Origin of the sequence: Pseudoflavonifractor sp. SW1122, from assembly GCF_012027765.1 — a bacterium.
GTDB classification, from domain to species: Bacteria; Bacillota; Clostridia; order Oscillospirales; family Oscillospiraceae; genus Enterenecus; species Enterenecus faecium.
The window spans coordinates 1-22,369 of record NZ_SJOS01000042.1; the positions used below are offsets into that span (position 1 = coordinate 1).

Sequence of the window (22,369 nt, forward strand, 5' to 3'; positions counted from 1 at the left end):
TCTGACGCCCTATGATTATATCCCCATCTCCCCTTCAAAAAAGGTCAAAGGGTGGAGTTCTTATGGCGTCATGACCAGGATCTTCCCCTCCATGATATTGGTTATTTTTTAAAATAATGTTTGACGCCACCAAAAAAAATTTTATACAATATAACCGAAAGGAAGTGAGTGAAGTGCAAAAAACGTTCCGTCTCTGTTTTATTTCTCTTTTTCTCCTATTTTCTCTCTCCCTGACCGCCCGCGCTGCACAATTGAATGTAACTCGATACAAGCAAGTAAAGTCGAATTGATGTTGGGCTGCATGTGCTCAAATGATTGGATGATGAAATCAATGTAGACGAAATCCCCCTCATCATGCGCATGCAGTGGAACTCTGGCGGTGGACACGTGTTGGTGCTGTGTGGTGTCACAGGTGACAATTTGACCTTAATCGACCCTGGGGAAAATTGTGTAACGAGAAGCTACTCCTATGTCGCACTACTCAATGGAACATCCATTCAATCAGGAACTGGATACTACTCACACACATGGATGTCTTGCTAAAGTGCCACATAATAGAAAGGAGGTTTTGACGTATGGTACGAAAATGGTTGGTATGCCTGGTATCCCTTTGTATTCTGGCCGCCGCACTCCCCATTCACGCCCCCGCTGTGGCCACCTCACCCCCCTCAGACTTTTCCCAAGTCTGCCCAGATCCGTCCCAACTGGAGCAAGAGATTCTCTCCCATCTCACCGTGGCGTATGAGAACACGTTGCCCACCCTTTCCACTCCGGAGAGTGAGGAAGATGCAATCCCTACGTCCGTAGATTTTTCCACTGCCATTCCCGTCTACATTGACACCGAGTTGGAGAACCTGTCTTTGGTGCAGCAAGCCGATATTCAAGCTCATCTGGAGCAATGCGTCTCCGTCTGGGTCATTCCCATGCAGGTGGGCTCTCTGTACGCCACGGTAACACTGGCCAAAGGACTGCCACTCAATCCAGAAACTGCGCATCTCATGACCCCTGCGGAACAGACTTCTGTTCAGGAAAAAGAAGGCCTATGGACCGTGAGTGAAGTGGCCATGTACACCGATTTCACCCCATATTCCACCCAAATCTCCCAACTGGAACAGGCGGGAATCACCACGGAAGATGCGGTTTTGGTGGGTGGACTACCCGGCATTCGTATGCCTATGCTGTTGCTGTTTGAAGACGACATCGCCTCCTACTGGTATCCCATGGGAGACTATGGACCTTCCGAGGCGGAAGTCACTGACTCCTATGTCCATCAGGCCAGGTTCCAAGGTGAATCTCTGCACCCCTTCTATGACTATGAAGCGGTCCTTTCCTATGCCAAGACCAATCAAACCTCCACCCAGACGGACAGCTCGGGTATGCCCAACGGCTCTACCAGCCAGGGCCCCACACTGGTGGATTTTGTCCCACTCTTGGTGGCAGGGGCATTCCTCATCGTTGTCCTTTTGGTAGCTTTATGGGTGCTCCGCCGTCGGAAGAAATAATTCACAAAACATGAACATGCCCGTGAGCGTGGGAATCACCCAGGCTCACGGGCATGTTTCGTAGTTACAGTTCTTGCAGGGCTCCCAGCAGGGTGTCCATCTCGGCATCGGTGCCAATGGAAATGCGCAGCCAGTTGGAAATAGCCGGGTTGGACCACCACCGTACCAGCACCCCACGCTCCCGCAGGCCGTCCAACAGGGCCTTCCCGGACTTGTCCGGATGGGAGACAAAGAGGAAGTTGGCCTGAGAGGGCAGTACCGTGTACCCCATCTCCAGCAGCCGTTGGGCGGTGCGCTCCCGGGTGGCCATTACCTTTTGACAGGTCTGTGTAAAGTAGTCCTCGTCCTCCACGGCAGCCGCCGCCCCCGCCTGGGCTAGGCGGTCCACGGTGTAGGAGTTGATGGAGTCTCGGACGCAGCACAGGCCCTGGATGAGGTTCGGGTTTCCCATGGCCCAGCCCACCCGCAGCCCAGCCAGGGCTCGGGACTTGGAGGCGGTCTGGATGACCAGCAGGTTGGGATAGCGGTCAATGAGCCCCACCGAGCTCTCCCCGCCGAAGTCCACGTAGGCCTCGTCCACGATGACCACCACGTCCGGGTTGGCACGCAGCAGCTTCTCCACCACCTCCCGGGACACGCCCTGTCCGGTGGGGGCGTTGGGATTACACAGCACCACGCCGCCGTTTTTCCCCATCAGCTCCTCCACCGGGGTGGAGAAGTCCGGGTTCATGGGCACTTGGCGGCAAGTGAGGCCAAAGTAGTTGGTGTACACGGGATAAAAGCTGTAGGTGATCTGGGGAAAGACGATCTCTTTGTCCGGGTCAAAAAAGGCCTGGAAGGCAAAAGCCAGCACCTCGTCGGAACCGTTGGAGCAAAACACCTGGTCCGGGCTGAGCCCCTCCCGCCGGGCAATAGCACAGCGCAGCTCCAGGCACTCCGGGTCCGGGTAGAGGCGCAGCGTCTCCCCCGCTGCTCGGGTGATGGCCTCCACCACCTTGGGAGAGGGCGGGTAGGGGCACTCATTGGTGTTGAGCTTCACAAAGGTCTGGCCCTTGGGCTGCTCCCCCGGTACATAGGGCACCGCATCCACAATGCGGCGGCTCCAAAACTCTTTCATCCCTGCTCCTCCTCTCGTTTCACCCGCTTGATAGCCTTCTCTGCCTTGGCCCTGGGAATCATCATCTCCCGCTGACAGCCCAGACAGCGCAGCTTAAAGTCCATTCCCACCCGCAGCACCTGCCAGTCCTTGCAGCCGCAGGGGTGTTGCTTCTTCATCTCCAGCACGTCGCCGACCTGTATATCCATGGGCATGGGATGCCCCTCCTCTCATTGGTGTTTGATCTTGTCCCAGTAGGCCTTAGCGGCCTGCTCGGTCTTATTGGGGCCGTACTCATAGTACACCCGCCCCACCAGAGCGTCGGGCAGATACTGCTGCTTCACCCAGTGGTTGGGGAAGTCGTGGGGGTAGAGATACCCCTGCTCCCGCTCAAAGCCTGTGCCGTCGGCGTGGATATTTTGCAGGTGTCGGGGGAAGTCCCCGGTCTTGCCCGCCCGCACATCCGCCATGGCGGCATTGATGGCGTCATGGCCCGAGTTGGACTTGGGGGCGGTGGCCATGAGGATGGCGGCATCCGCCAGGGCTAGCCGGGCCTCCGGCAGCCCCAGCATGGTGGCCGCATCCACGCAGGCCTTGACAATGGGGATGACCTGGGGATAGGCCAGTCCCACATCCTCGCAGGCAATGACCATCAGCCGCCGACAGGCGGACAGCAGGTCCCCCGCCTCCAGCAGCCGGGCCAGATAGTGCACCGCCGCATCGGGGTCCGAGCCCCGGATGGACTTTTGCAGGGCGGACAAAATGTCGTAGTGCTGGTCTCCGTCCCGGTCATAGCGCATGGAGGAGCGCTGGGCCACCAGTTTGGCATCTGCCATGGTGATGGTCCGCACCCCGTCCGGGGTAGCGGCGGCATTCATGAGCACCTCCACCCCGTTGAGGGCCTTGCGCACGTCTCCCCCGCTGGCCTGGGCCAGGTACTCCTTCACCCCGTCCTCCCAGCAGCTCTCTCCGCCTAGCTCCTCGTCCATGAGCTTCACCGCCCGCTCCACCGCCGGGAGCAGGTCCTCCGGGGTGAGGGCCTTGAACTCAAAGACGGTGGACCGGGACAGGATGGCGTTGAAGATGGTGAAATAGGGGTTTTCCGTGGTAGAGGCAATAAGGGTGATCTTTCCCGTCTCGATATAGTCCAGAAGGGTCTGCTGCTGCTTTTTATTGAAGTACTGAATCTCGTCCAAATAGAGCAGCACCCCGTTGGGGGCCAGCAGCGTCCCCACCTGGTCCATCACCTCCCGCACGTCGGCCAGAGAGGCGGTGGTGGCGTTGAGGCGGCGCAGGGCGCGCCCGGACCGCTTGGCGATGATATCCGCCACGGTGGTTTTCCCTGTACCCGAGGGGCCGTAGAACACCATATTGGGGATGTTGCCACTGTCCACAATCCGGCGCAGCAGGCCGTTCTCCCCCAAGATATGTCGCTGACCCACCACGTGGTCCAAGGTCTGTGGCCGAATGCGATCTGCCAAGGGCTGATACATACCCCCTGCACCGTCCTTTCTTTTGTCAATTCTCTTGTGACATTTTAGCACACCAAAGCGAATCTCGCAAGGGCGAAGGGGGAGCCCCTCACCTGCCCTTGCCCTGACACCGGGCCAGATGGGCAATGGCCCCGGCGGCCCGGCGCACCTGCAGGGAGGTGTTGAACGCCGAGCAGCTCAGGCGCACCGTCCCAGTGTCCAGGGTGCCCGCCGTCTTGTGGGCCAGTGGGGCGCAGTGCAGCCCCGCCCGCACGGCGATACCCCGGCGGGCCAGCCAGCTTCCCACCTCTTCGCAGTCCATCCCCTCCACGGTGATGGAGCACACCCCCGTCTGGGTTCCCTTGGGGCCTCGGAATACTCGCACCCCAGGCACTTGCTCCAAACCGTCCATCAGCTGGCCGCTCAGACATTCCTCATAGGCACCGATGCGGTCCACGCCCTTGCACCGGACAAAGCGCAGTCCAGCCAACAATCCCGCCGCCCCAGAGACGTTCTGGGTACCCGCCTCCAGGCGGTCGGGGAGAACGTCCGGCATGGTCTGGTTTTGGGACTCGCTGCCCGTACCCCCGTACAGCAGCGGGGCAGGCTGCTCCTCTCCGCACAGCAACAGCCCGGTGCCCTGGGGCCCGTACAGCCCCTTGTGCCCCGGCATGGCCACGTAGGCCGCCCCCCACTCTGATAGGCGCACAGGCAGACACCCGGCGGACTGGGAGGCGTCCACAATGAGGGGCACTCCACGCTCCCGGCACATCCGGGCCAACTCTCCCACGGGCAAAATGAATCCAAAGACATTGGAGACATGGGTGCAGACCACCACATCCACTCCCCGCCGCAACTCCTCCTCAAAGGCGGCCAGCATCCCCGCCTGGTCAAACACTGGGGCTTGGGCCACCCGGATGGTCAGGTCCCCCCGGGCACACAGAGGGCGGGTGACAGCGTTGTGCTCATAGCCAGAGATGAGCACGGTGTGCCCAGGGCGCACCAGGGCGTGGATGGCTAAATTCAGCGCATGGGTGGCGTTGTAGGTGAGCACCACCTGCTCTGGATTGGGTACATCGAAGAGCTGGGCCGCCGTCTCCCGCAGCGCGTAGAGGGTATCCGCTGCCCGCATCCCCGCCCCATGTCCGCCTCGGCCAGGGCTGGCCATATGTGTCATGGCCCATGCGGTGGCAGAGGGCACCGAGGCGGGCTTCTCCATGGTGGTGGCTGCGCTATCCAAGTAGATCATACCGATACCTCCTCATAGCTCCCGTCCTCCAGCTGCTGATAGATACCACGGGGGACAAGCTTTGCCTCCCGCATCAGCTCCACCGCCCGCTCCAGCCACCGCTGAGACACTTTGATGCAGTATGCGCACCCCGCCTGGGCAATGAGCCGGGGCGCTCGCACCAGATAGGCAGAAATGCCGGCCCGCTCCAGCAGCCGCACCCCACGCTGGGCATAGGTCAGGGAGCGGCATACAATCAGATCATATACCATATGGTATCATTTCCCTTCCCGTTGGATGGTCCGCTCCCACAAAAAAAGATACGGACGCTCTTGCACATCCTATGCACAAGAGCGTCCGCGTGATAGTCCAAGGGCCTGTTGCAAAATTGTGGTTTTGCAACAGGCCCTTCCATTTTATCAATCCCTCCGACTCGTCGGTGCGGACTTTGTATCCCTCGCCTCGCCCCTGAGAGGCGGGGCAAGTCTCGCTCACGCCGTCGCACCTCCTCTCCCCACCAAACCCGCTGGCGCTGGGCTTTGGCGGGGACCCCATAATACCGTGCCACCTCCCTTTGCACAAGGGAGGCTTTTCACCGGGAAAATTCTTTACATTTCTGCTTTACAGGAGAAACTTGCATGCAAGAAAATTCTTTCTGACTAGAGAACCCAGGCTAAAGACTTGGTAAACGCGAAATGTGACACAAGCAAAAAAACACCAAAACTGTACATTTGCAAAAAATCGAGTATGCCCTCAAACTCACAACAAACGTTCGTAAGAAGGCCTGCTATTATTACGCAACACACTTGTTATTGGCTTTTTCTGTAATTGTTGATATTTGTTAATATGGTTATGATTATAACTAAATCTAAAAACACCCAAAAAAACATATATTCAGAAATTCCTATCCCATCAATAACAAAAACAACCAACTCCAAAACCATAACAATAAACCATAATGCCACCTGCGTCAGTAATAAAATGAACCTAGCTTTCTTGCCCTCTGTGACTTTTTTCCTCCCCATAGTTCACCTACTCATCTAGTGCAAGTTTATAAATTCCCTTAAACCTTTAGATTAAAAAATTCAGTACTCCCCAAACAGCTGCACCCGAAATTCCAAGTGTTGCTGTAATACACCCGACAGCAGCTGCGGCTCCAGCCTTCCATGCGCCACGACTTCGTCATTGGCAAGGACGTGGACAAGCGCTCATAAAGCATAAGTTTACTAGGTTGCCTGCCTGATTAGAGTTAGGCTAGATGTTACAACTATGCTTATTTCCTCACAAATCGTGTGAATACAAAAACAAAAAAGAACGCTACTATTCCACTTGCTATTGATTGTACGAGTGTAGATGTCTCATTGAGAAAATAATGATTTACAATAAACAAAACCAATGTCATACACACAACAAGTAATGCAGCAAGTAGACCAGATTTAATCTTTTTATCACTCATTGCGAAGTCCTTTCTACCTATCCAATATATATATACTTTTACTGGGCAAAAACGGAACATCAACAGAGAACTTAACTCCCGACGTAATGCGAGTACGAGATATTGATCCACCAATAATCCATCCGATTGCTGCAGCAAGTATTCCACCTACAACGGGGCCCAGTTAACTAGCTAACGCTCCACCTGCTGGCCCAGCTATTGCCATACCTATTCCTGTGCATACAATAGTACATATTGCGCTAATGGTTATTTAAGCAAAAATGATAAAACGAGCACCGCAGTACTTAGGCCCCCTTGTGTAAAGGGGGCTGGACCCGTAGGTGACTGGGGGATTGTCTGTCCATGTGGTTGGGCAATCGGTGTATTTTGCAACGGCCCTTCTTTGTTTATCGATTCAGAAGTGCCACGGCGTGGGCGGCCATGCCCTCCCCGGAGCCGGTAAAGCCCAGCCCCTCCTCGGTGGTAGCCTTGACGTTGATGCAGTCCTCCTCCACCCCCAGTACCTGGGCGATGTTGCGCCGCATCTGGGGGATGTGTCCGGCCAGCTTGGGCCGCTGGGCCAGGATGGTGGCGTCCACATTGCCCACCATATACCCCTTTTCCGTGAGCATGTCCCGCACCCGAGCCAGCAGCAGCATACTGTCGATGCCCGCATAGGCGGGGTCGTTGTCCGGGAAGGCGTGGCCGATGTCCCACAGCCCAGCGGCGCCCAGCAGGGCGTCCATCACTGCATGTACCAGCACATCCGCATCCGAGTGGCCCAACAGGCCCTTCTCCCAGGGGATTTCCACGCCCCCTAAGATGAGCTTGCGCCCCTCCACCAGGCGGTGCACGTCATAACCATGTCCCACTCGCATCATTGGTTCCATCCCTCCAAAATCACTCGGGCCACCGCCAGGTCTGCCGGGGTGGTCAATTTGATGTTGCTCCGGTCCCCTTCCACCAGGGATACCGGCATGCCCAGCCGCTCCACCGCCGAGCAGTCGTCTGTGAGGGGGGCGTTGTCCTGCATCGCCTTGGTCAGAGCCCCCCGAATCAGATCACCATCGAACATCTGGGGCGTCTGCACAGCAAAGAGGGTAGCCCGGTCTGGGGTGTGGTCCACTACACCGTTCACCGCCACCTTAATAGTGTCCTGCACGGGTATGGCAGGGGCTGCGGCCCCGGTCTGGGCGGCCTTGTCCACTACACGCTCCATCACCTGGGAACTCACAAAGGGCCGGGCCCCGTCGTGGATACCAATGAGCTTGGCCTGAGGAGACACCTCGGCCACCCCCAACTGGGCAGACTCCACCCGGGTGGCGCCGCCCCGTACCACTTTCGTCACTTTTGTGAGTGCCATCTCCCGGGCCAGGGCCGCCACAGGGCCCACCAGGTCCTCCCGGGTGACCACCACGATCTCCTCCACCCGGTCACTGGCCTCCAGAGCTGCCAGGGTGTGGGCCAGCACAGGCCGACCGTCCAGTTCCAGGAACATCTTATCCTGTCCCATGCGCTGGGAGGAGCCCGCCGCCACCACAACCATAGCACAGCCGGGGGCCTGTGGTCCCTTTCGTTTCCGTCCAAACAATGACATAGTTTCTCCTCCAGAGTTGAAAAACGCCGGGGAACTCCTCAGAGCATCACAAACCTCACGTCTATGAAAACAGTGCTGACCATTCTGCTCTGAAAAGCCCTCGGCAGAGTTTTCCCGCCTCTCGGCGGGGAAAAAATCATAATCAGTTTTTCCCGGGGACATGCGCATCGGGAAAAACACCGCTCAGTCCACCAGTGTGTCCTTGGGTCGTCCTCTGACCCAAGGATGCGCGCAGTGGACTGCATCTTCTCTCAAACATGCTGGCATGTTTGAGAAGCCCTTCGGCTCCTTTTTTATTGGTGCAGAACCTTGTTGACCCGCTCCTCTACGGCCTCATAGGGCATGCTCTGGGCCAACACCAGCTCGGAAATCAAAATCTGCTTGGCTGAGTGGAGCATCTTCCGCTCCCCGGTGGACAGCCCCTTCTGGGTCTCCCGGTACATCAGCCCCTTGACCACCTTGGCCACCTCCAGCAAATTCCCGCTTTTGATGCGCAGCATATTCTCCCGATACCGTTGGTTCCAGTTGGACGTCATATCCACCTGAATGTCCTCCATCTCCGAGAGAATATGGGTGGCCTCCTGACCGGACACCACGGGGCGGACGCCGATCTCGTCGCTGTGTTCTGTGGGAATCATGACCATCATGCTTCCCGTCGATAGTTTGAGCAAATAGTAGTCCTGAACCTTCCCAGCTACCTTCTTGCGCACAATGGAGTCAATGACTCCCGCCCCATGCATAGGATGTACCACCTTATCACCAATCTGATACACGATTCCACCTCCCAAATGTGTATAATATCACAAAGTTAGTATACCCCTTTTCCCAATGCAATGCAAGCGGGAGGAAAATATTTTCCAAGAAAAATACGCTCTGTTTACAAAAAAAGAGGCGCTGCAAGCCTGTGGCTCACAGCACCTCTTGGGGTTATTTTACCGTATTGCGCAGCACGCCGATGTGGGAGATGTCTACTTCCACCACATCCCCGGACTGCATGGGGCCAATACCAGCGGGGGTACCGGTGGCCACCACGTCACCCGGCTCCAGAGTCATGGAGGCGGTGATAAACTCCAGAAGCTTTGGCACCGTGGTGATAAAGTCCCGGGTGTTCCCCTGCTGGACCACGCTGCCGTTGAGACGGGTGGTGACTTCCAGGCGGTCGGGGTCCACCCCGTCCACCACCCAGGGGCCCACCGGACAGAAGCCATCCATGGACTTTCCTCGGGTCCACTGACCGTCGTGCTTCTGCACGTCCCGGGCGGTGACGTCGTTGAGGCAGGTGTAGCCCAGCACATACCCTGCATAGTCCTCTGCACGGATTTTAGAAGCCCGGCGGCGGATGACCACCGCCAACTCCCCCTCATAGTCCAGGCGCTGGACAAACTCCGGCGGGTCGATCTCCCCGCCAGGGGTGTTGAGGGCATTGAGCCCTTTTAGGAAGAGGACGGGGAATCCGGGGGGCTCGGCCCCCATCTCCCGGGCGTGCTCGGCGTAGTTCTTCCCCACGCATACAATCTTGGTGGGGGTACAGGGGGCCAACAGCGGACAGTCTGCCAAGTTGACGCTGCCTCCGTCGTACTCCACGCCCTCATAGGGGGCGCAAGTGAGGGTCTTCACCTGCTCTCCCTCCACTACACCCCACTGGGGGCCGCTCTGGCTGAGAAACCGCACGTACTTCATCCTTCAGCCCTCCATATGGTTGAAGATCAGCTCCAACAGGGCCTGCTTGCCGTCCCCCTTCTCCGCGGAGAAAGGAATGACGGGCACGGCGTCGGGCAGCTCCAGGGTGTCCCGCACCCGCTGGAGGTTTCCCTCCACCTCGCTCTTTTTCAGCTTGTCCAGCTTGTTGGCCACCACCACATAGGGCTTGTCGGTGGTGAGGAAGAAGTCGCTCATCACCTTATCGTCGGCTGTGGGCTTGTGGCGCGCATCCACAATGAGAATGCCCAGAGTCATCAGAGAGGTATCGGCAAACCAGCCCTCAATGAGCTTGGCCCACCGGGCCCGCTCGGCCATGGACACCTTGGCGTAGCCGTAGCCGGGCAGGTCCACCAGATAGAGCTGTTTGTCAATGAGGAAGTAGTTGATGTGGGTGGTCTTGCCGGGAGCGGAGCCCACCCGGGCAAAGTTCTTGCGGTTGAGCAGACGGTTGATCACCGAGGACTTGCCCACGTTAGACCGCCCGGCAAACACCACCTGGGGCAGAGCGTCCCGGGGAAAGTCAGCGGGCTTGGCTGCCGAACGGACGAACTCCGCCTGATTCAAATTCACCTTCATGTCTCTCACCTCACTGGCACAGATTTACTGCCGTCCCAGGAGCCTTTGCCTCCGGGGGCAGAAGGGTGTCATTCCCTTTGGGGGGCTGGCCGTCAGAGACCAGCGCACAGGCCAGCACCTGGTCGGCCTGGGATACGGGAATAAACTTCAAGCTCTCCCGTACCAGAGGGTCAATCTCCTCCAGGTCCTTCACATTGTCCTCGGGAAGAATGACGGTGCTCATGCCATTGCGCAGAGCGGCCATGGTCTTCTCCTTCAACCCGCCAATGGCCAGCACCCTTCCCCGGAGAGTGATCTCCCCGGTCATGGCCACGTCACCCCGCACCGGGGTTCCGGTGAGGGCGGACACCATGGCGGTGGTGATGGCAATGCCCGCCGAGGGGCCGTCCTTGGGCACGGCTCCCTCGGGGAAATGGACGTGGATGTCCTTGTCCTTATAGAAAGTCCCAGGCAGCCCCAGCTGGCTGGCCCGGCTGCGGATGAAGGACAGGGCAGCCCGGGCAGACTCCTTCATCACGTCGCCCAGGTTACCGGTGAGCTCCACCTTTCCGGTGCCCTCCACCACGTTGACCTCCACCTCCAGGATTTCGCCGCCCACAGAGGTCCAGGCCAGGCCGTTGACCACACCCACCTGGGGCTGGCCTGCCGCCTTGTCCTTGGCATAGCGCCGGGTGCCCAGGAAGTCGGACAGGTTGTCCGGGGTGATGTGCACGCTCTTGCACTCCTCCTGCACCAGCTTCATGGCAGACTTCCGGCACAGCTTGTCCAGCAGCCGCTCCAGGCGGCGCACTCCGGACTCCCGGGTGTAGCCGGAGATAATCTGGTGCAGCGCCTGGTCGTTGAGCTTCACCTGGGTACGGGTGAGGCCGTGGGCCTTGAGCTCCTTGGGCCACAGGTGGCGCTTGGCAATCTGCACCTTCTCCTCGTCGGTATAGCTGCCCAGCTCAATGATCTCCATCCGGTCCAGCAGCGGCCGGGGGATGGTATCGGTGGTGTTGGCCGTGGCGATGAACAGCACCTCGGACAGGTCAAAGGGCATTTCCAGGTAGTGGTCCCGGAAGGTGGCGTTCTGGTGCACGTCCAGCACCTCCAGCAGAGCGGCGCTGGGGTCGCCCCGGTGGTCGCTGCCCACCTTGTCCAGCTCGTCCAGCACCAGCACCGGGTTGACGCTCCCCGCCTGACGGATGCCGGCGATGATGCGTCCGGGCATGGCCCCCACGTAGGTCTTGCGGTGGCCTCGAATTTCCGCCTCATCGTGGACGCCGCCCAGGGAGATGCGGGCCAGCTTCCGGTTCATGGCCCGGGCCACGCTCATGGCAATGGAGGTCTTACCCACACCGGGCGGGCCCACCAGGCACAGCACCTGGCCCTTCAGATTGGGAGACAGCTGCTTGACGGCCACAAACTCCAAAATACGCTCTTTCACCTTTTCCATGCCGTAGTGGTCGGCTTCCAGCACTTTGGACACGGCAGCCACGTTGGCCCGCTCCTTGGTGCGCACCGTCCAGGGCAGCTCCAGGCAGGTGTCCAGGTAGCCCCGGAGCACCGAGGCCTCGGCGGAGCCGTAAGGCTGCTTCTCCAGATGTTTGATCTCTTTGAGCAGCTTTTCCCGTACTTCGTCGGGCAGCTTGGCCTTGGCCACACGCTCCCGGTATTCAGCGATCTCGTCGCCGTCGCCTCGGTCGCCCAGTTCTCGCTGGAGCACCTTCAGCTGCTCTCGCATGTAGTAGTCACGCTGGTTTTCCGCCATCTGCTCCTGGACCTTGCCCTCCAGCTCGCTCTCCACCTGGCGGATCTCCACTTCCCGGGCCAGGATGCGCACCAGCTTCTCCAGCCGCTTGGCGGGGCGCAGTTCCTCCAGGATGAGCTGCTTGTCCTCAAAGCGCAGGGGCAGGTTCTGGGCGGTATAGTCGGCTATGTACACCGGGTCGTCGCTGGCCAGCAGCTTCAAATACAGCTCCGGGGACACCCGGTCGGACAGCTCGGTGTATCGCTCCACCATGGAATAGATCTGCCGAATCAGGGCCTCGGTGCGGGGGGTGTTCTCCCGGGCAGTGGGCTCCTCCTCCAGCAGCTCCAGCTCAGCGGTAAGGTAGGGCTCAGTGGTAAGCAGCTGCAGCATTTTGCCCCGCTGCTTGCCCTCCACCATTACCCGCACATTGTTGTCGGGCAGACGGAGAATCTGCTTGATGGTGGCCACGGTCCCCACCTGATACAGGTGCTCCTGGGCGGGGTTCTCTGCAGCCAGGTCCTTCTGGGTCACCAGGAAAATCTCCCGGTTCCCGGTCATGGCCTGTTCCAGGGCCCGGATGGAGAACTCCCGACCCACATCGAAATGAAGCAGCAGATGGGGAAATACCGTAATAGCCCGCAGGGCCAGGGCAGGCATGGCCACAACTTCCCGCTCATGTATAGTGTCACTCATGGTTGTATTCCTCCTTTCCACCTCCCAAAAGGAGGCGATATAAGCAAAGGGGCGAGCACGAGGCCCGCCCCTATCAAAATTTAGTTAGGATGCGTTTCCCTTCCGGGCCGCCTGTCCGCCCGGCTCCGCCCGCAGAGAGGCTGCACCCAGTCTGGGTCTGGCGGGACGGCCTTCCTCCCGCACCACCTCAGGGGGCTGCTCTCCCCGGATGGCTTCGGGGGTGATGATGACCTTGGCGATGGAGTCGTCCGAGGGCACATCGTACATGATGGGAGTCATCACTTCCTCCAGCACCGCCCGCAGACCACGGGCGCCGATCTTCCGCTCCACCGCCTTCTGGGCCGCTGCCTCCAGGGCCTCAGGGGTGAACTCCAGCTCCACGTTGTCATACTCCAGCAGCTTCTGGTACTGCTTGACCAGAGCGTTCTTGGGCTCGGTGAGGATCTGCACCAGCTGCTTGCCGTCCAAAGCCTTCAGGCCGGTGATCACCGGCAGACGGCCCACCAGTTCGGGGATGATGCCGAACTTCAGCAGGTCGTGGGGCTGCACGTTGCGGAAGATGTCCTCCTCGCTGCGCTCGGCAGCGGTGCGCACCTGTGCACCAAAGCCCATGGTCTTCTGGTCCATGCGCTGCTCAATGATCTTCTCCAGACCATCAAAGGCACCGCCGCAGATGAACAGGATGTTCTTGGTGTCAATCTGCAAGAACTCCTGGTGGGGGTGCTTGCGGCCACCCTGGGGCGGGACATTGGCCACCGTACCCTCCAAAATTTTCAGCAGAGCCTGCTGCACGCCCTCGCCGGACACATCCCGGGTGATGGAGGTGTTCTCGCTCTTCCGGGCGATCTTGTCGATCTCATCCACATAGATGATGCCCCGCTGGGCCAGCTCAATATCGTAATCTGCCGCCTGTACCAGCCGCAGCAGAATGTTCTCTACGTCGTCACCCACATAACCGGCCTCGGTGAGGGTGGTGGCGTCGGCAATGGCAAAGGGCACCTTCAGCACCCGGGCCAAGGTCTGGGCAAAGAGGGTCTTGCCGCAGCCGGTGGGGCCTACCAGGAGGATGTTGCTCTTTTGCAGCTCCACCGAGTCCCCGCCACCAAAATAAATCCGCTTATAGTGGTTGTACACAGCCACGGACAGGGCGATCTTCGCCTGCTCCTGGCCGATAATATATTCATCCAGCACATCCCGAATCTCTCGGGGGGTGGGAATCACGTCGGGCATCTCCGGACTGCCCAGTTCCGGGCGCTCTTCCTCGTCCAGAATGCTCAGGCAGAGGTGGACACACTCGTTGCAGATGTATGCCCCAGGTCCGGCAATGATACGCTCGACCTGCTCCTGATGCTTGCCGCAAAAGGAACAGCGAACGGTTTTGTACTCATCTCGAGCCATGAATTACCTTCCTTTCGTCAGACGTGCCAAAGAGCGAAGACAGTGCTTGTCTCCGCCCTTTTGCATCATCAACGATTATAAATGACCTTGTCAATGAGGCCATAGGCCGCTGCTTCTTCGGCGGTCATGAAATTGTCACGCTCACAGTCGGCGGTGACCTGCTCCACGCTCTTGCCGCAGTTGTCGGCCAGAATCTGGTTCATCCGTTTCTTGATGACTTCCAGACGCTTGAGGTGGATGGCCATATCGGTGATCTGTCCCTGGGTACCGGCAGAGGGCTGGTGAATCATAATCTCCGCATTGGGCAGAGCCAGACGCTTGCCCTTGGTACCGGCAGAGAGCAGAAATGCGCCCATGGAGGCGGCCATACCCACGCAGATGGTGGACACGTCACACTTGATATACTGCATGGTGTCATAGATGGCCATGCCGTCGGTGACAGAGCCGCCGGGGCTATTGATGTAGAACTGAATGTCCTTGTCCGGGTCCTGAGCCTCCAGGTACAGAAGCTGGGCCACAACCAGGGCGGATGTGGTGGCGTTCACCTCTTCACCCAGGAAAATGATACGGTCGTTGAGCAGACGGGAGAAGATGTCGTAGGAACGCTCTCCCCGGCTGGTCTGCTCCACAACATAGGGAACTAAACTCATGGAAACCTCTCCTTCGTTACTGGAAATCAGTCCCAGTATACCCAGCAGCAAGGGAGGAATATTCCTCCCTTGCTGGTTTTTTACGGGATGAAATTACTCGCCCTGAGCCTCGGTGGTCTCAGCCTGAGCCTCTTCCTTCTTCTTGGCGGGCTTCTTGGCGGAGGACTTCACCAGCTCCAGAGCCTTCTTGGAGCCCAGGTCCTGCTTCATGTCGCTCTCGTTGGTGACCTCACGGACCTGCTCCTCGGTGACGTTGAACTGCTCGGCCAGGCGCTTGACCTCGGCGTCCAGCTCCTCCTGAGTGACCTCGATGCCCTCGGCCTTGGCCACGGCATCCAGAGCCAGAGCGGTGCGTACGGCGCGGTCAGCGGCGGTCTTAGCCTGGGCACGCACGTCGTCCATGGACAGGCCCATGTACTTCAGGTAGTCCTGGAAGTTCAGGCCGTTCTGCTGCATGCGCATGGCCTGCTCCTCCACCATCTTGTCGGCGCGGTAGTCCACCATGGCCTCGGGCACGTCGCACACCAGGTTCTCCAGCAGGGCGTCGATGACGGCGGTCTCGTAGTCATGGTCGGCCTGCTGCTGACGGCGGGCCTTCAGCTTCTCCTTCAGGTCCTTCTTGAACTCGTCCAGGGTGTCAAACTCGGACACGTCCTTGGCGAACTCGTCGTCCAGGGCGGGCTCCTGACGCTCCTTGACCTCGTTGACCTTCACCTTGAAGACCACGGCGGCGCCAGCCAGATCGGCGGTGTAGTTCTCGGGGAAGGTGATGTCCAGGTCCTTCTCCTCACCGGCCTTCATGCCGATGACCTGCTCCTCGAAGCCGGGGACGAAGGTGCCGGAGCCCAGCTCCAAGGAGTAGTTCTCGCCCTTGCCGCCCTCGAAGGCCACGCCGTCCTTGAAGCCCTCGAAGTCGATGACAGCCACATCGCCCTTCTTGGCCTTGCGGTCCACGCTCACCAGGCGGGAGGCACGGTCGATGTAGGGCTTCATCTCAGCCTTGACATCGGCGGCGGTGACCTTCACCTCGGGCTTGGCAACCACCAGGCCCTTGTACTCCTTCACGGAAGCCTCGGGCTGCACGGTGACCAGAGCCTTGAAGGTGAAGCCGTCCTTGCTGACCTCCACGATCTCCAGCTTGGGGTAGGCCACGGGCACAATGCCAGCCTCCTTCAGAGCGGCATCATAGGCAGCGGGATAGGCCTCCTCCACAGCGTCCTCAAAGAACACCTGCTCGCCGTACATCTTCTCCACCATCTTGCGGGGCACCTTGCCCTTGCGGAAGCCGGGGACCATGATGTTCTTCTTCTGCTTGTTGTACACCTTGTTGATGGCGGCGTCAAACTCAGCAGCGCTGACCTCGATGACCAGCTCAATGGCGCTGTTTTCTTTCTTCTCGTTGCTCTTGATGTTCATGTATACGTTCCTCCAACTTAGCCCCGCCTGAGGCTGGGGCTTTCTTTCTGATAAATCCAATCCATTCTATCAGATTGTACAGAATATTTCCACTGTTTTTTTTGTCAATCCAAAATTTTTTTCGGACGGAAACCGATGTAGTCTGCAGCCACCAGCTGATAGGCCACGCTTCCCTGCACTCCCTCCACCGCCAGACGGTGGCTGGGACCGTGGAGATGGCCATAGCAACACAGCTTCACCTGGTACTGCTCCAGCAGCTGCAAAATCTCCGGGCACTGGTACCCCTTGTACAGGGGCGGATAGTGGAGAAAGCAGTATTTCTCCGCCTCCCCCGCCGCCTTCAGCGAGGTCTCCAGGCGCATCACCTCCCGGCGAAACACCTTCCCCGAGGGGGCGTTGGCCTGCTCCTCATAGAACCAGCCCCGGGTGCCGCACAGGGCCGCATCCCCGTAAAAGGCGCAGTTGTTGTGGAGAATGTGCAGGCGCTCCAGGCCGTTTGCCTGAAAAAAGGCATTCATCTTGGAGGCGGTGTTCCACCAGTAGTCGTGGTTTCCCTTGAGAATCCACTTCTCCCCCGGCAGCCGGGAGTTGAGAAACTCCAGGTCCTTTTTCGCCTCCTCCAGGCTCATACCCCAGGACAGGTCCCCGCACAGCACCACCGTGTCATCGTCCGATACGCAGGAAAAGCCTTCCTCCAGCTTCTCCACATAGCCTTCCCAACTGCCCCCGAACACCTCCATGGACTTGTCGGCGCCCAGAGACAGATGGGTGTCTCCGATGGCATAAAGGGCCATTTCTTCCCTCCTTGTCCCCGGTCAGCGCAAGTGCTCCAGCACCTGATCCACCATGTGCTCCTTCTCGGTGACGGTGTCAAACCGGGGCTGTTTGTTTTTCAGTCGGGCCAGAGGCTGGGGCACCTCTACCCCAGTGAGCTGGGACAGCTGGTCCAGAATCTCGGTGCCAGCGGCGTGCTCCTGCACTCCCAGGGCGTCCAGCACGCTGGAGCAGAACTTGAAGGGGCTGGCGGTGGACACCACCACCGTGGGGGTCTCGTCCCCGCTCTCCTTGCGGTACTGGTCCAGGACGTCAAAGGCCACAGCGGTGTGGGGGTCAATGAGGTAGTGCTGCCCCTCCCACATGCGGCGGATGGTCTCCTTGGTCTGAGCATCGTCACAGTACCCGGCGGCAAAGGTCTGATGCAACTTGGTCTTGATGGGCACGCTCACCTCATAGCTGCCCTTCTCCGCCAGCTGCTCCATGTACTCGGTCACCTGCTTGTCATCCCGGCCGGACAGCTCAAAGAGCAGACGCTCCAGGTTGCTGGAGATGAGAATGTCCATGGAGGGAGACAGAGTGTTGTGGAAGGGACGATTGCGGTCATACACACCCGTGCGGAGAAAATCGGTGAGCACGTTGTTCTCATTGGAGGCACAGATGAGGGTCTTAATGGGCACCCCCATCATTTTGGCATAATAGGCAGCGAGAATATTGCCGAAATTTCCCGTGGGCACGCAGACATTGATCTCCTGGCCCTTCTCAATGGCGCCCTCCCGGCGCAGATCGCTGTAGGCGGAGATGTAATAGACGATCTGAGGCAGCACACGGCCCCAGTTGATGGAGTTGGCAGAGGACAGGAAATAGCCCCGTTCCGCCAGCTGCTGGGCCAGCTCCTCGTCGGCAAACAGCTTCTTGACCCCGGTCTGGGCGTCGTCGAAGTTGCCCACCACGGCACACACACCCACGTTGCCACCCTCCTGGGTGACCATTTGCAGCTGCTGAATGTCGGACACGCCGTCCTTGGGATAGAACACCAGGATCTGAGTCTTGCTCACATCCTTGAAGCCCTCCAGGGCGGCCTTTCCGGTGTCGCCAGAGGTGGCCACCAGAATGCACACCGTCTTCTTCTCATCGTTCTTCCGCAGAGAGGCGGAGAGGAGATGGGGCAGCATTTGCAGGGCCATATCCTTGAAGGCGCAGGTGGGGCCGTGCCACAGCTCCAGGCAGTAGGTGTTGTCGTCCAAACGGCGCACCGGAGCCACCTCGGGGTCAGAGAACTTTCCACCGCCGTAGGCCGCCCGGGCATATCCCGTCAGCTCAGAGCTGGAGAAGCCCTCCAGAAACCCGTTCAGCACATACACCGCCCGCTGCTGGTAGGACATATCCTTCAGGGACTCCAGGGCATTTCCCGCCAGGCGGGGCAGCACCTGGGGAGTCATCAGACCTCCGTCCGGCGCCAGTCCCTTGGCAATGGCCTGAGCCGCAGTCATACGCAAATTGTTGTTTCTCGTGCTCAGATAATTCATGATTGTCTCACTACCCTCATTAAGTTATTGTAAAACACATCGTGCAGCAGCTCTTCCCCATATCCATAACTCAGTAGATACGAATAGAGCCCGGAAAGCCGGGTGATGTGGGATAGGGGTTCCACGAGCTCCGCCCCGTCCCAGTCGCCCCCTAAGGCCACACATTTGGCCCCATCCAGGGCCAGGATGTGGTCCAAGTGGCGGCGTACCGCCTCCAGGTCCCGGCTGCCGCCTACAAAGTTCTCATAGAAATTTAGTCCAATGACACCTTGATGCTCTATTATGGCAGTTATCTGCTCATCCGTCAAGTTTCTTGTGTGGTCACACACGGCCCGGGCGTTGGAGTGGCTGGCAATCACGCCCCCTTGGCACAGGTCCATCACGTCCCAGAACCCCGCCTCGGACAGGTGGGACACGTCCACCAGCACCTCCAGTCCCCCCATCCGCCGCACAAATTCCCGGCCCAGCGGGGTGAGGCCCTGGTGGGGCTGGTCGCTGTGGGAACCGCTGAGGGCATTGGCATGATTCCAAGTCGGGTTAATGGCGCACACCCCCTGCCGGGCGGCCCACTCCAGGCCCTCCAGGCTGCCCCCCAACAGCTCCGCCCCCTCCACAGAGAGAAAAGCAGCACACTTCCCTTCCCTGTTGGCCTGACGAGCCTCACGGGCGGTGGTGCAGTGGGTCACCAGATGAGAGTAGCAGTCCATCTGATGGCGGAAATAGTTCAGCTGGCTTTTGCAGGCTGCTTCGGGACATCCGCCCCCCACGTAGCCCGGGGCCGTCCACAGGGCAAACACCTGGGTATAGGCCCCAAAAGTGTCCAGCGCAGAGCCCAGCTCCAGCGCCCCGGTGTTGTAGGGCAGCTCCTCCCCCATGGCCCAGCAGCGGTACACCGTGTCACAGTGTCCATCCATCACAGAAAATCGGTTCATTCCCACTCACCTCAAAAAGCATTTTCCAGATAGTTTATGTGGGGATGACGGGTGGCAGTCCCCTGGGGCGCATAGATTTCTGCCACGTCGAACCGGGGCTGAAGCTGGGTGGGATGGGCTTGCAGGTAGAGCAGTGCCGCCGCCCGCAGCTTGCGCTGCTTGGAGAGCGTCACCGACTCCCGGGCGGTCATGATATCATCGTTGCGCCGCAGCTTTACCTCCACAAAGGCCAGGTACTTGCGGTTTGTGGCCACCAGGTCCAACTCCCCCAGCCGACAGCGGTAGTTGACGTCCACAATGTTGTACCCCTGTTTGCGCAGATAGTTGGCCACCTGCATCTCTCCCCACTTGCCCAGCAGGCGGGCCTGTTCCCCGCCCCTCATAGCTTCTTCAAAAAGCTGCGGCGGTGGATGGGACAGGGCCCGTACTCCCGCAGCAGCTCATAGTGCAGCTTGGTGGGGTACCCCTTGTGCTTGTCAAAGGCGTACTGGGGATATGCCTGGGCCATCTCCTCCATGTATCGATCCCGGCTGACCTTGGCCAGGATGGAGGCAGCGGCAATGGAGGCGGAGTAGGCATCCCCCTTCACCACCAGCTCATGGGGAGTGGTGATAGCGCAGCGGCTGCCGTGGTCCCGGTTGCCATCCACCAGCACCAGCTGGGGGGCAGGCTCCAGGCCGTCAATGGCCCGCTGCATGGCCAGCATCCGGCAGTTGAGAATATCCAGCTGGTCGATCTCCTCCGCCTCTGCCCAGGCCACACTATAGCTCACCACTTGCTCCCGGATGAGGTCAAAGAGCAGCTCCCGCCGCCGGGGTGTCACCTTCTTGGAGTCGTTCAAATAGGGCAGCTCCACCCCCTGTGGGAGAATCACCGCCGCAGCGTACACCCGCCCGGCCAGAGGTCCGGCTCCCGCCTCGTCCACCCCGGCCAGGTACTCAATCCCCGCCTGGGCACGAATCTGGGCATCCCACTGGTAAAGGTCGATGCATTTCTCTCTGTTATTCATGGATATCCTCCGGCCGCTCCAGTGTAAAGCGTCCAAGCTTGCCACCTCGGAACTCATCCAGCAGCACCCGGGACATCCGCTCGGTGTCCACCTCGCCGCCGGAAATCAACATGCCGCGCTTGCGGGCGGCCATCTCCAGCAGCTCCCAACCGGCCTTCCCCTCCAGGTCTTTAAGCTTGTAACGCTCCTCCAACACGCCGGGATAATGGGCGCTCAAAAGGGCCATCAGGCCGCAGGCCAGCTCCTCGCCGTCCAGAATCTCATCTCGCACAGCACCTGTAAAGGCCAAATGCATGCCAGTAGTCTCGTCCTCAAATTTGGGCCAGAGAATGCCGGGGGTGTCCAGCAGGTCCAGGCCCTGGTCGATGTTCACCCACTGCTTGCCACGGGTGACGCCGGGGCGGTCCCCCGCCTTGGCGGACTTGCGGCGGGCCACCTTGTTGATGAAGGTGGATTTGCCCACGTTGGGCACCCCCACCACCATCACACGCACAGGGCGGCCCACCTGGCCCTTGGCTCTCCAGGCCTCAATCTTCTCCCGCAGGGCCTGCTTGACCACATTGGAAAACTGGTTGACGCCCTTGCCGCTCTTGGCGTCGGTCTCCAGCACCGCATAGCCCTTCTGCTTAAACCAGGCCATCCACTGGGCGGTGACCTTGGGGTCTGCCTGATCGGCCCGGTTGAAGATGATCATGCGGGGGCGGTCCCCCACCATGGAGTCAATGTCCGGGTTGCGGCTGGAGATGGGAATGCGGGCATCCACCACCTCCGCCACCATGTCCACGAACTTCACGTCCTCCTCCATCTGGCGGCGGGTCTTAGTCATATGTCCGGGATACCATTGGATGTTCATCGTGCTCCCCTTTCTCTGGGAGCGTTTCTCCCAGTGCAGATTTTCTATCTATTATACTAAAGATTTGTCCTATGGGAAAGTGGGAATACAAAAAAAGGAGCGGAAATTCCGCTCCTTTTCTCGTGCAAACTGGTGCAATTACAGATCTTCCTTGACCTTAGCAGCCTTACCGACGCGGTTGCGCAGGTAGTACAGCTTGGCGCGGCGAACCTTACCGTGACGGACGGTCTCCACCTTCTCGATGGTGGGAGCGTGCAGGGGGAACACCTTCTCCACGCCCACGCCGTAAGACACACGACGCACGGTGAAGGTCTCCTCGATGCCGCCGTGCTTCTTGGCGATGACGGTACCCTCGAACACCTGGATACGCTCACGGTTGCCTTCCTTGACGCGGATGTGCACGCGGACGGTGTCACCCACGTTGGCCACGGGGGCCTCGGCCTTCAGATACTTCTGGCTAAATTGCTTCAGCTGTTCCATTGATATTTCCTCCTAGTATTCAGGCGTTCGTGCGTCAACGTGTCATGCGCAGAGGACCACCCTTATTTAAGACCGAGTTATTTTACCATAGTGACCGAGAGAAAGCAAGTCTTTATTTCCCTTTTTTTCTTCTCTTTGTCTGCCACCACCCCAGGGTCTCCCGACGCACCACCCCCCAGAACAGCCACGTAGAGGTGAGCAGCAAAGTGACGTTGGCATAGGTGCCCATGACGATGGCCCCCACACCTACCAGTCCCCCCACCAGCAACGCAGAGAGACCGGTCTCCCACCGGTCC

The 22,369-nt window shown here is 59.2% G+C and carries 23 protein-coding genes; 1 reads left to right on the plus strand and 22 read right to left on the minus strand.

The window, feature by feature from the left end; genetic code table 11:
* Positions 1–575 precede the first annotated feature (575 nt).
* On the plus strand, positions 576–1,502 hold the full coding sequence (locus E0L15_RS09400; protein ID WP_168125387.1) for a hypothetical protein: 927 nt from the start codon (positions 576–578) through the stop codon (positions 1,500–1,502).
* Positions 1,503–1,566: 64 nt separating this feature from the next.
* Here E0L15_RS09400 and hisC read toward each other — a convergent pair whose 3' ends face one another.
* The 22 genes from hisC to E0L15_RS09510 form a co-directional block, all read right to left on the minus strand.
* Positions 1,567–2,619, minus strand: coding sequence for a histidinol-phosphate transaminase (hisC, locus tag E0L15_RS09405; protein WP_087233919.1), 1,053 nt, complete (start codon positions 2,617–2,619; stop codon positions 1,567–1,569).
* On the minus strand, positions 2,616–2,807 hold the full coding sequence (locus E0L15_RS09410) for a DUF951 domain-containing protein (RefSeq protein ID WP_168125401.1): 192 nt from the start codon (positions 2,805–2,807) through the stop codon (positions 2,616–2,618). Before E0L15_RS09410 ends, hisC begins: the two co-directional genes overlap by 4 nt.
* A 21-nt stretch (positions 2,808–2,828) precedes the next feature.
* Positions 2,829–4,091, minus strand: coding sequence for a replication-associated recombination protein A (locus E0L15_RS09415; protein ID WP_168125388.1), 1,263 nt, complete (start codon positions 4,089–4,091; stop codon positions 2,829–2,831).
* Between the two features lie 88 nt (positions 4,092–4,179).
* Entirely contained in the window at positions 4,180–5,319 is a 1,140-nt protein-coding gene (locus tag E0L15_RS09420) for an aminotransferase class V-fold PLP-dependent enzyme (RefSeq protein ID WP_168125389.1), read from the minus strand.
* Positions 5,316–5,570, minus strand: coding sequence for a DUF3343 domain-containing protein (locus E0L15_RS09425; RefSeq protein ID WP_087233913.1), 255 nt, complete (start codon positions 5,568–5,570; stop codon positions 5,316–5,318). Before E0L15_RS09425 ends, E0L15_RS09420 begins: the two co-directional genes overlap by 4 nt.
* A 1,570-nt stretch (positions 5,571–7,140) precedes the next feature.
* Positions 7,141–7,611, minus strand: coding sequence for a 2-C-methyl-D-erythritol 2,4-cyclodiphosphate synthase (ispF, locus tag E0L15_RS09430; protein ID WP_279280569.1), 471 nt, complete (start codon positions 7,609–7,611; stop codon positions 7,141–7,143).
* Positions 7,611–8,330 (minus strand): 2-C-methyl-D-erythritol 4-phosphate cytidylyltransferase, encoded by a 720-nt coding sequence (gene ispD / locus E0L15_RS09435; RefSeq protein WP_168125391.1) that lies wholly within the window; start codon positions 8,328–8,330, stop codon positions 7,611–7,613. The genes ispF and ispD overlap by 1 nt, the downstream gene beginning before the upstream one ends.
* 293 nt (positions 8,331–8,623) lie before the next feature.
* Entirely contained in the window at positions 8,624–9,103 is a 480-nt protein-coding gene (locus tag E0L15_RS09440; RefSeq protein WP_087370584.1) for a CarD family transcriptional regulator, read from the minus strand.
* Between the two features lie 154 nt (positions 9,104–9,257).
* Positions 9,258–10,010 (minus strand): fumarylacetoacetate hydrolase family protein, encoded by a 753-nt coding sequence (locus E0L15_RS09445; RefSeq protein ID WP_168125392.1) that lies wholly within the window; start codon positions 10,008–10,010, stop codon positions 9,258–9,260.
* Positions 10,011–10,013: 3 nt separating this feature from the next.
* A complete protein-coding gene (gene yihA, locus E0L15_RS09450) occupies positions 10,014–10,607 on the minus strand; it encodes a ribosome biogenesis GTP-binding protein YihA/YsxC (RefSeq protein ID WP_087233905.1) in 594 nt (197 codons plus the stop codon).
* Positions 10,608–10,617: 10 nt separating this feature from the next.
* Entirely contained in the window at positions 10,618–13,032 is a 2,415-nt protein-coding gene (lon, locus tag E0L15_RS09455) for an endopeptidase La (RefSeq protein ID WP_168125393.1), read from the minus strand.
* 84 nt (positions 13,033–13,116) lie between these two features.
* The gene (clpX, locus tag E0L15_RS09460) at positions 13,117–14,430 is read right to left on the minus strand and encodes an ATP-dependent Clp protease ATP-binding subunit ClpX (RefSeq protein WP_087233901.1); all 1,314 of its coding nucleotides are present in this window, start codon (positions 14,428–14,430) and stop codon (positions 13,117–13,119) included.
* 68 nt (positions 14,431–14,498) lie between these two features.
* Positions 14,499–15,080, minus strand: coding sequence for an ATP-dependent Clp protease proteolytic subunit (locus E0L15_RS09465; RefSeq protein ID WP_087233899.1), 582 nt, complete (start codon positions 15,078–15,080; stop codon positions 14,499–14,501).
* Between the two features lie 93 nt (positions 15,081–15,173).
* Positions 15,174–16,496, minus strand: coding sequence for a trigger factor (tig, locus tag E0L15_RS09470; RefSeq protein ID WP_168125394.1), 1,323 nt, complete (start codon positions 16,494–16,496; stop codon positions 15,174–15,176).
* 104 nt (positions 16,497–16,600) lie between these two features.
* Positions 16,601–17,290, minus strand: coding sequence for a metallophosphoesterase (locus E0L15_RS09475; RefSeq protein ID WP_168125395.1), 690 nt, complete (start codon positions 17,288–17,290; stop codon positions 16,601–16,603).
* A gap of 21 nt (positions 17,291–17,311) precedes the next feature.
* Positions 17,312–18,799, minus strand: a complete 1,488-nt coding sequence (gene thrC, locus E0L15_RS09480; RefSeq protein WP_168125396.1) for a threonine synthase — start codon at positions 18,797–18,799, stop codon at positions 17,312–17,314.
* Positions 18,796–19,731 (minus strand): membrane dipeptidase, encoded by a 936-nt coding sequence (locus E0L15_RS09485; RefSeq protein ID WP_168125397.1) that lies wholly within the window; start codon positions 19,729–19,731, stop codon positions 18,796–18,798. The genes thrC and E0L15_RS09485 overlap by 4 nt, the downstream gene beginning before the upstream one ends.
* An 11-nt stretch (positions 19,732–19,742) precedes the next feature.
* Positions 19,743–20,114, minus strand: coding sequence for a YraN family protein (locus E0L15_RS09490; RefSeq protein WP_087233889.1), 372 nt, complete (start codon positions 20,112–20,114; stop codon positions 19,743–19,745).
* Positions 20,111–20,740: a ribonuclease HII gene (locus tag E0L15_RS09495; protein ID WP_168125398.1), complete on the minus strand. Its 630-nt coding sequence runs from the start codon at positions 20,738–20,740 to the stop codon at positions 20,111–20,113. The genes E0L15_RS09490 and E0L15_RS09495 overlap by 4 nt, the downstream gene beginning before the upstream one ends.
* Positions 20,733–21,593: a ribosome biogenesis GTPase YlqF gene (gene ylqF / locus E0L15_RS09500; RefSeq protein ID WP_168125399.1), complete on the minus strand. Its 861-nt coding sequence runs from the start codon at positions 21,591–21,593 to the stop codon at positions 20,733–20,735. The genes E0L15_RS09495 and ylqF overlap by 8 nt, the downstream gene beginning before the upstream one ends.
* A 138-nt stretch (positions 21,594–21,731) precedes the next feature.
* On the minus strand, positions 21,732–22,073 hold the full coding sequence (rplS, locus tag E0L15_RS09505) for a 50S ribosomal protein L19 (protein ID WP_087233883.1): 342 nt from the start codon (positions 22,071–22,073) through the stop codon (positions 21,732–21,734).
* Between the two features lie 112 nt (positions 22,074–22,185).
* Positions 22,186–22,369: hypothetical protein (locus E0L15_RS09510; protein ID WP_168125400.1), on the minus strand; the 184-nt coding region annotated here is incomplete at its 5' end.

Bases quoted from the DNA above. Each gene is read 5' to 3' on its own strand.
- E0L15_RS09410 (WP_168125401.1), bottom strand. From the start codon at position 2,807: ATGGATATACAGGTCGGCGACGTGCTGGAGATGAAGAAGCAACACCCC.
- clpX (WP_087233901.1), bottom strand. From the start codon at position 14,430: ATGGCTCGAGATGAGTACAAAACCGTTCGCTGTTCCTTTTGCGGCAAG.
- E0L15_RS09425 (WP_087233913.1), bottom strand. From the start codon at position 5,570: ATGGTATATGATCTGATTGTATGCCGCTCCCTGACCTATGCCCAGCGT.
- ispD (WP_168125391.1), bottom strand. From the start codon at position 8,330: ATGTCATTGTTTGGACGGAAACGAAAGGGACCACAGGCCCCCGGCTGT.
- E0L15_RS09400 (WP_168125387.1), top strand. From the start codon at position 576: ATGGTACGAAAATGGTTGGTATGCCTGGTATCCCTTTGTATTCTGGCC.
- ispF (WP_279280569.1), bottom strand. From the start codon at position 7,611: ATGCGAGTGGGACATGGTTATGACGTGCACCGCCTGGTGGAGGGGCGC.
- E0L15_RS09495 (WP_168125398.1), bottom strand. From the start codon at position 20,740: ATGAATAACAGAGAGAAATGCATCGACCTTTACCAGTGGGATGCCCAG.
- E0L15_RS09475 (WP_168125395.1), bottom strand. From the start codon at position 17,290: ATGGCCCTTTATGCCATCGGAGACACCCATCTGTCTCTGGGCGCCGAC.
- lon (WP_168125393.1), bottom strand. From the start codon at position 13,032: ATGAGTGACACTATACATGAGCGGGAAGTTGTGGCCATGCCTGCCCTG.
- E0L15_RS09420 (WP_168125389.1), bottom strand. From the start codon at position 5,319: ATGATCTACTTGGATAGCGCAGCCACCACCATGGAGAAGCCCGCCTCG.
- E0L15_RS09465 (WP_087233899.1), bottom strand. From the start codon at position 15,080: ATGAGTTTAGTTCCCTATGTTGTGGAGCAGACCAGCCGGGGAGAGCGT.
- rplS (WP_087233883.1), bottom strand. From the start codon at position 22,073: ATGGAACAGCTGAAGCAATTTAGCCAGAAGTATCTGAAGGCCGAGGCC.
- E0L15_RS09415 (WP_168125388.1), bottom strand. From the start codon at position 4,091: ATGTATCAGCCCTTGGCAGATCGCATTCGGCCACAGACCTTGGACCAC.
- E0L15_RS09485 (WP_168125397.1), bottom strand. From the start codon at position 19,731: ATGAACCGATTTTCTGTGATGGATGGACACTGTGACACGGTGTACCGC.
- yihA (WP_087233905.1), bottom strand. From the start codon at position 10,607: ATGAAGGTGAATTTGAATCAGGCGGAGTTCGTCCGTTCGGCAGCCAAG.
- tig (WP_168125394.1), bottom strand. From the start codon at position 16,496: ATGAACATCAAGAGCAACGAGAAGAAAGAAAACAGCGCCATTGAGCTG.
- E0L15_RS09490 (WP_087233889.1), bottom strand. From the start codon at position 20,114: ATGAGGGGCGGGGAACAGGCCCGCCTGCTGGGCAAGTGGGGAGAGATG.
- thrC (WP_168125396.1), bottom strand. From the start codon at position 18,799: ATGAATTATCTGAGCACGAGAAACAACAATTTGCGTATGACTGCGGCT.
- ylqF (WP_168125399.1), bottom strand. From the start codon at position 21,593: ATGAACATCCAATGGTATCCCGGACATATGACTAAGACCCGCCGCCAG.
- hisC (WP_087233919.1), bottom strand. From the start codon at position 2,619: ATGAAAGAGTTTTGGAGCCGCCGCATTGTGGATGCGGTGCCCTATGTA.
- E0L15_RS09445 (WP_168125392.1), bottom strand. From the start codon at position 10,010: ATGAAGTACGTGCGGTTTCTCAGCCAGAGCGGCCCCCAGTGGGGTGTA.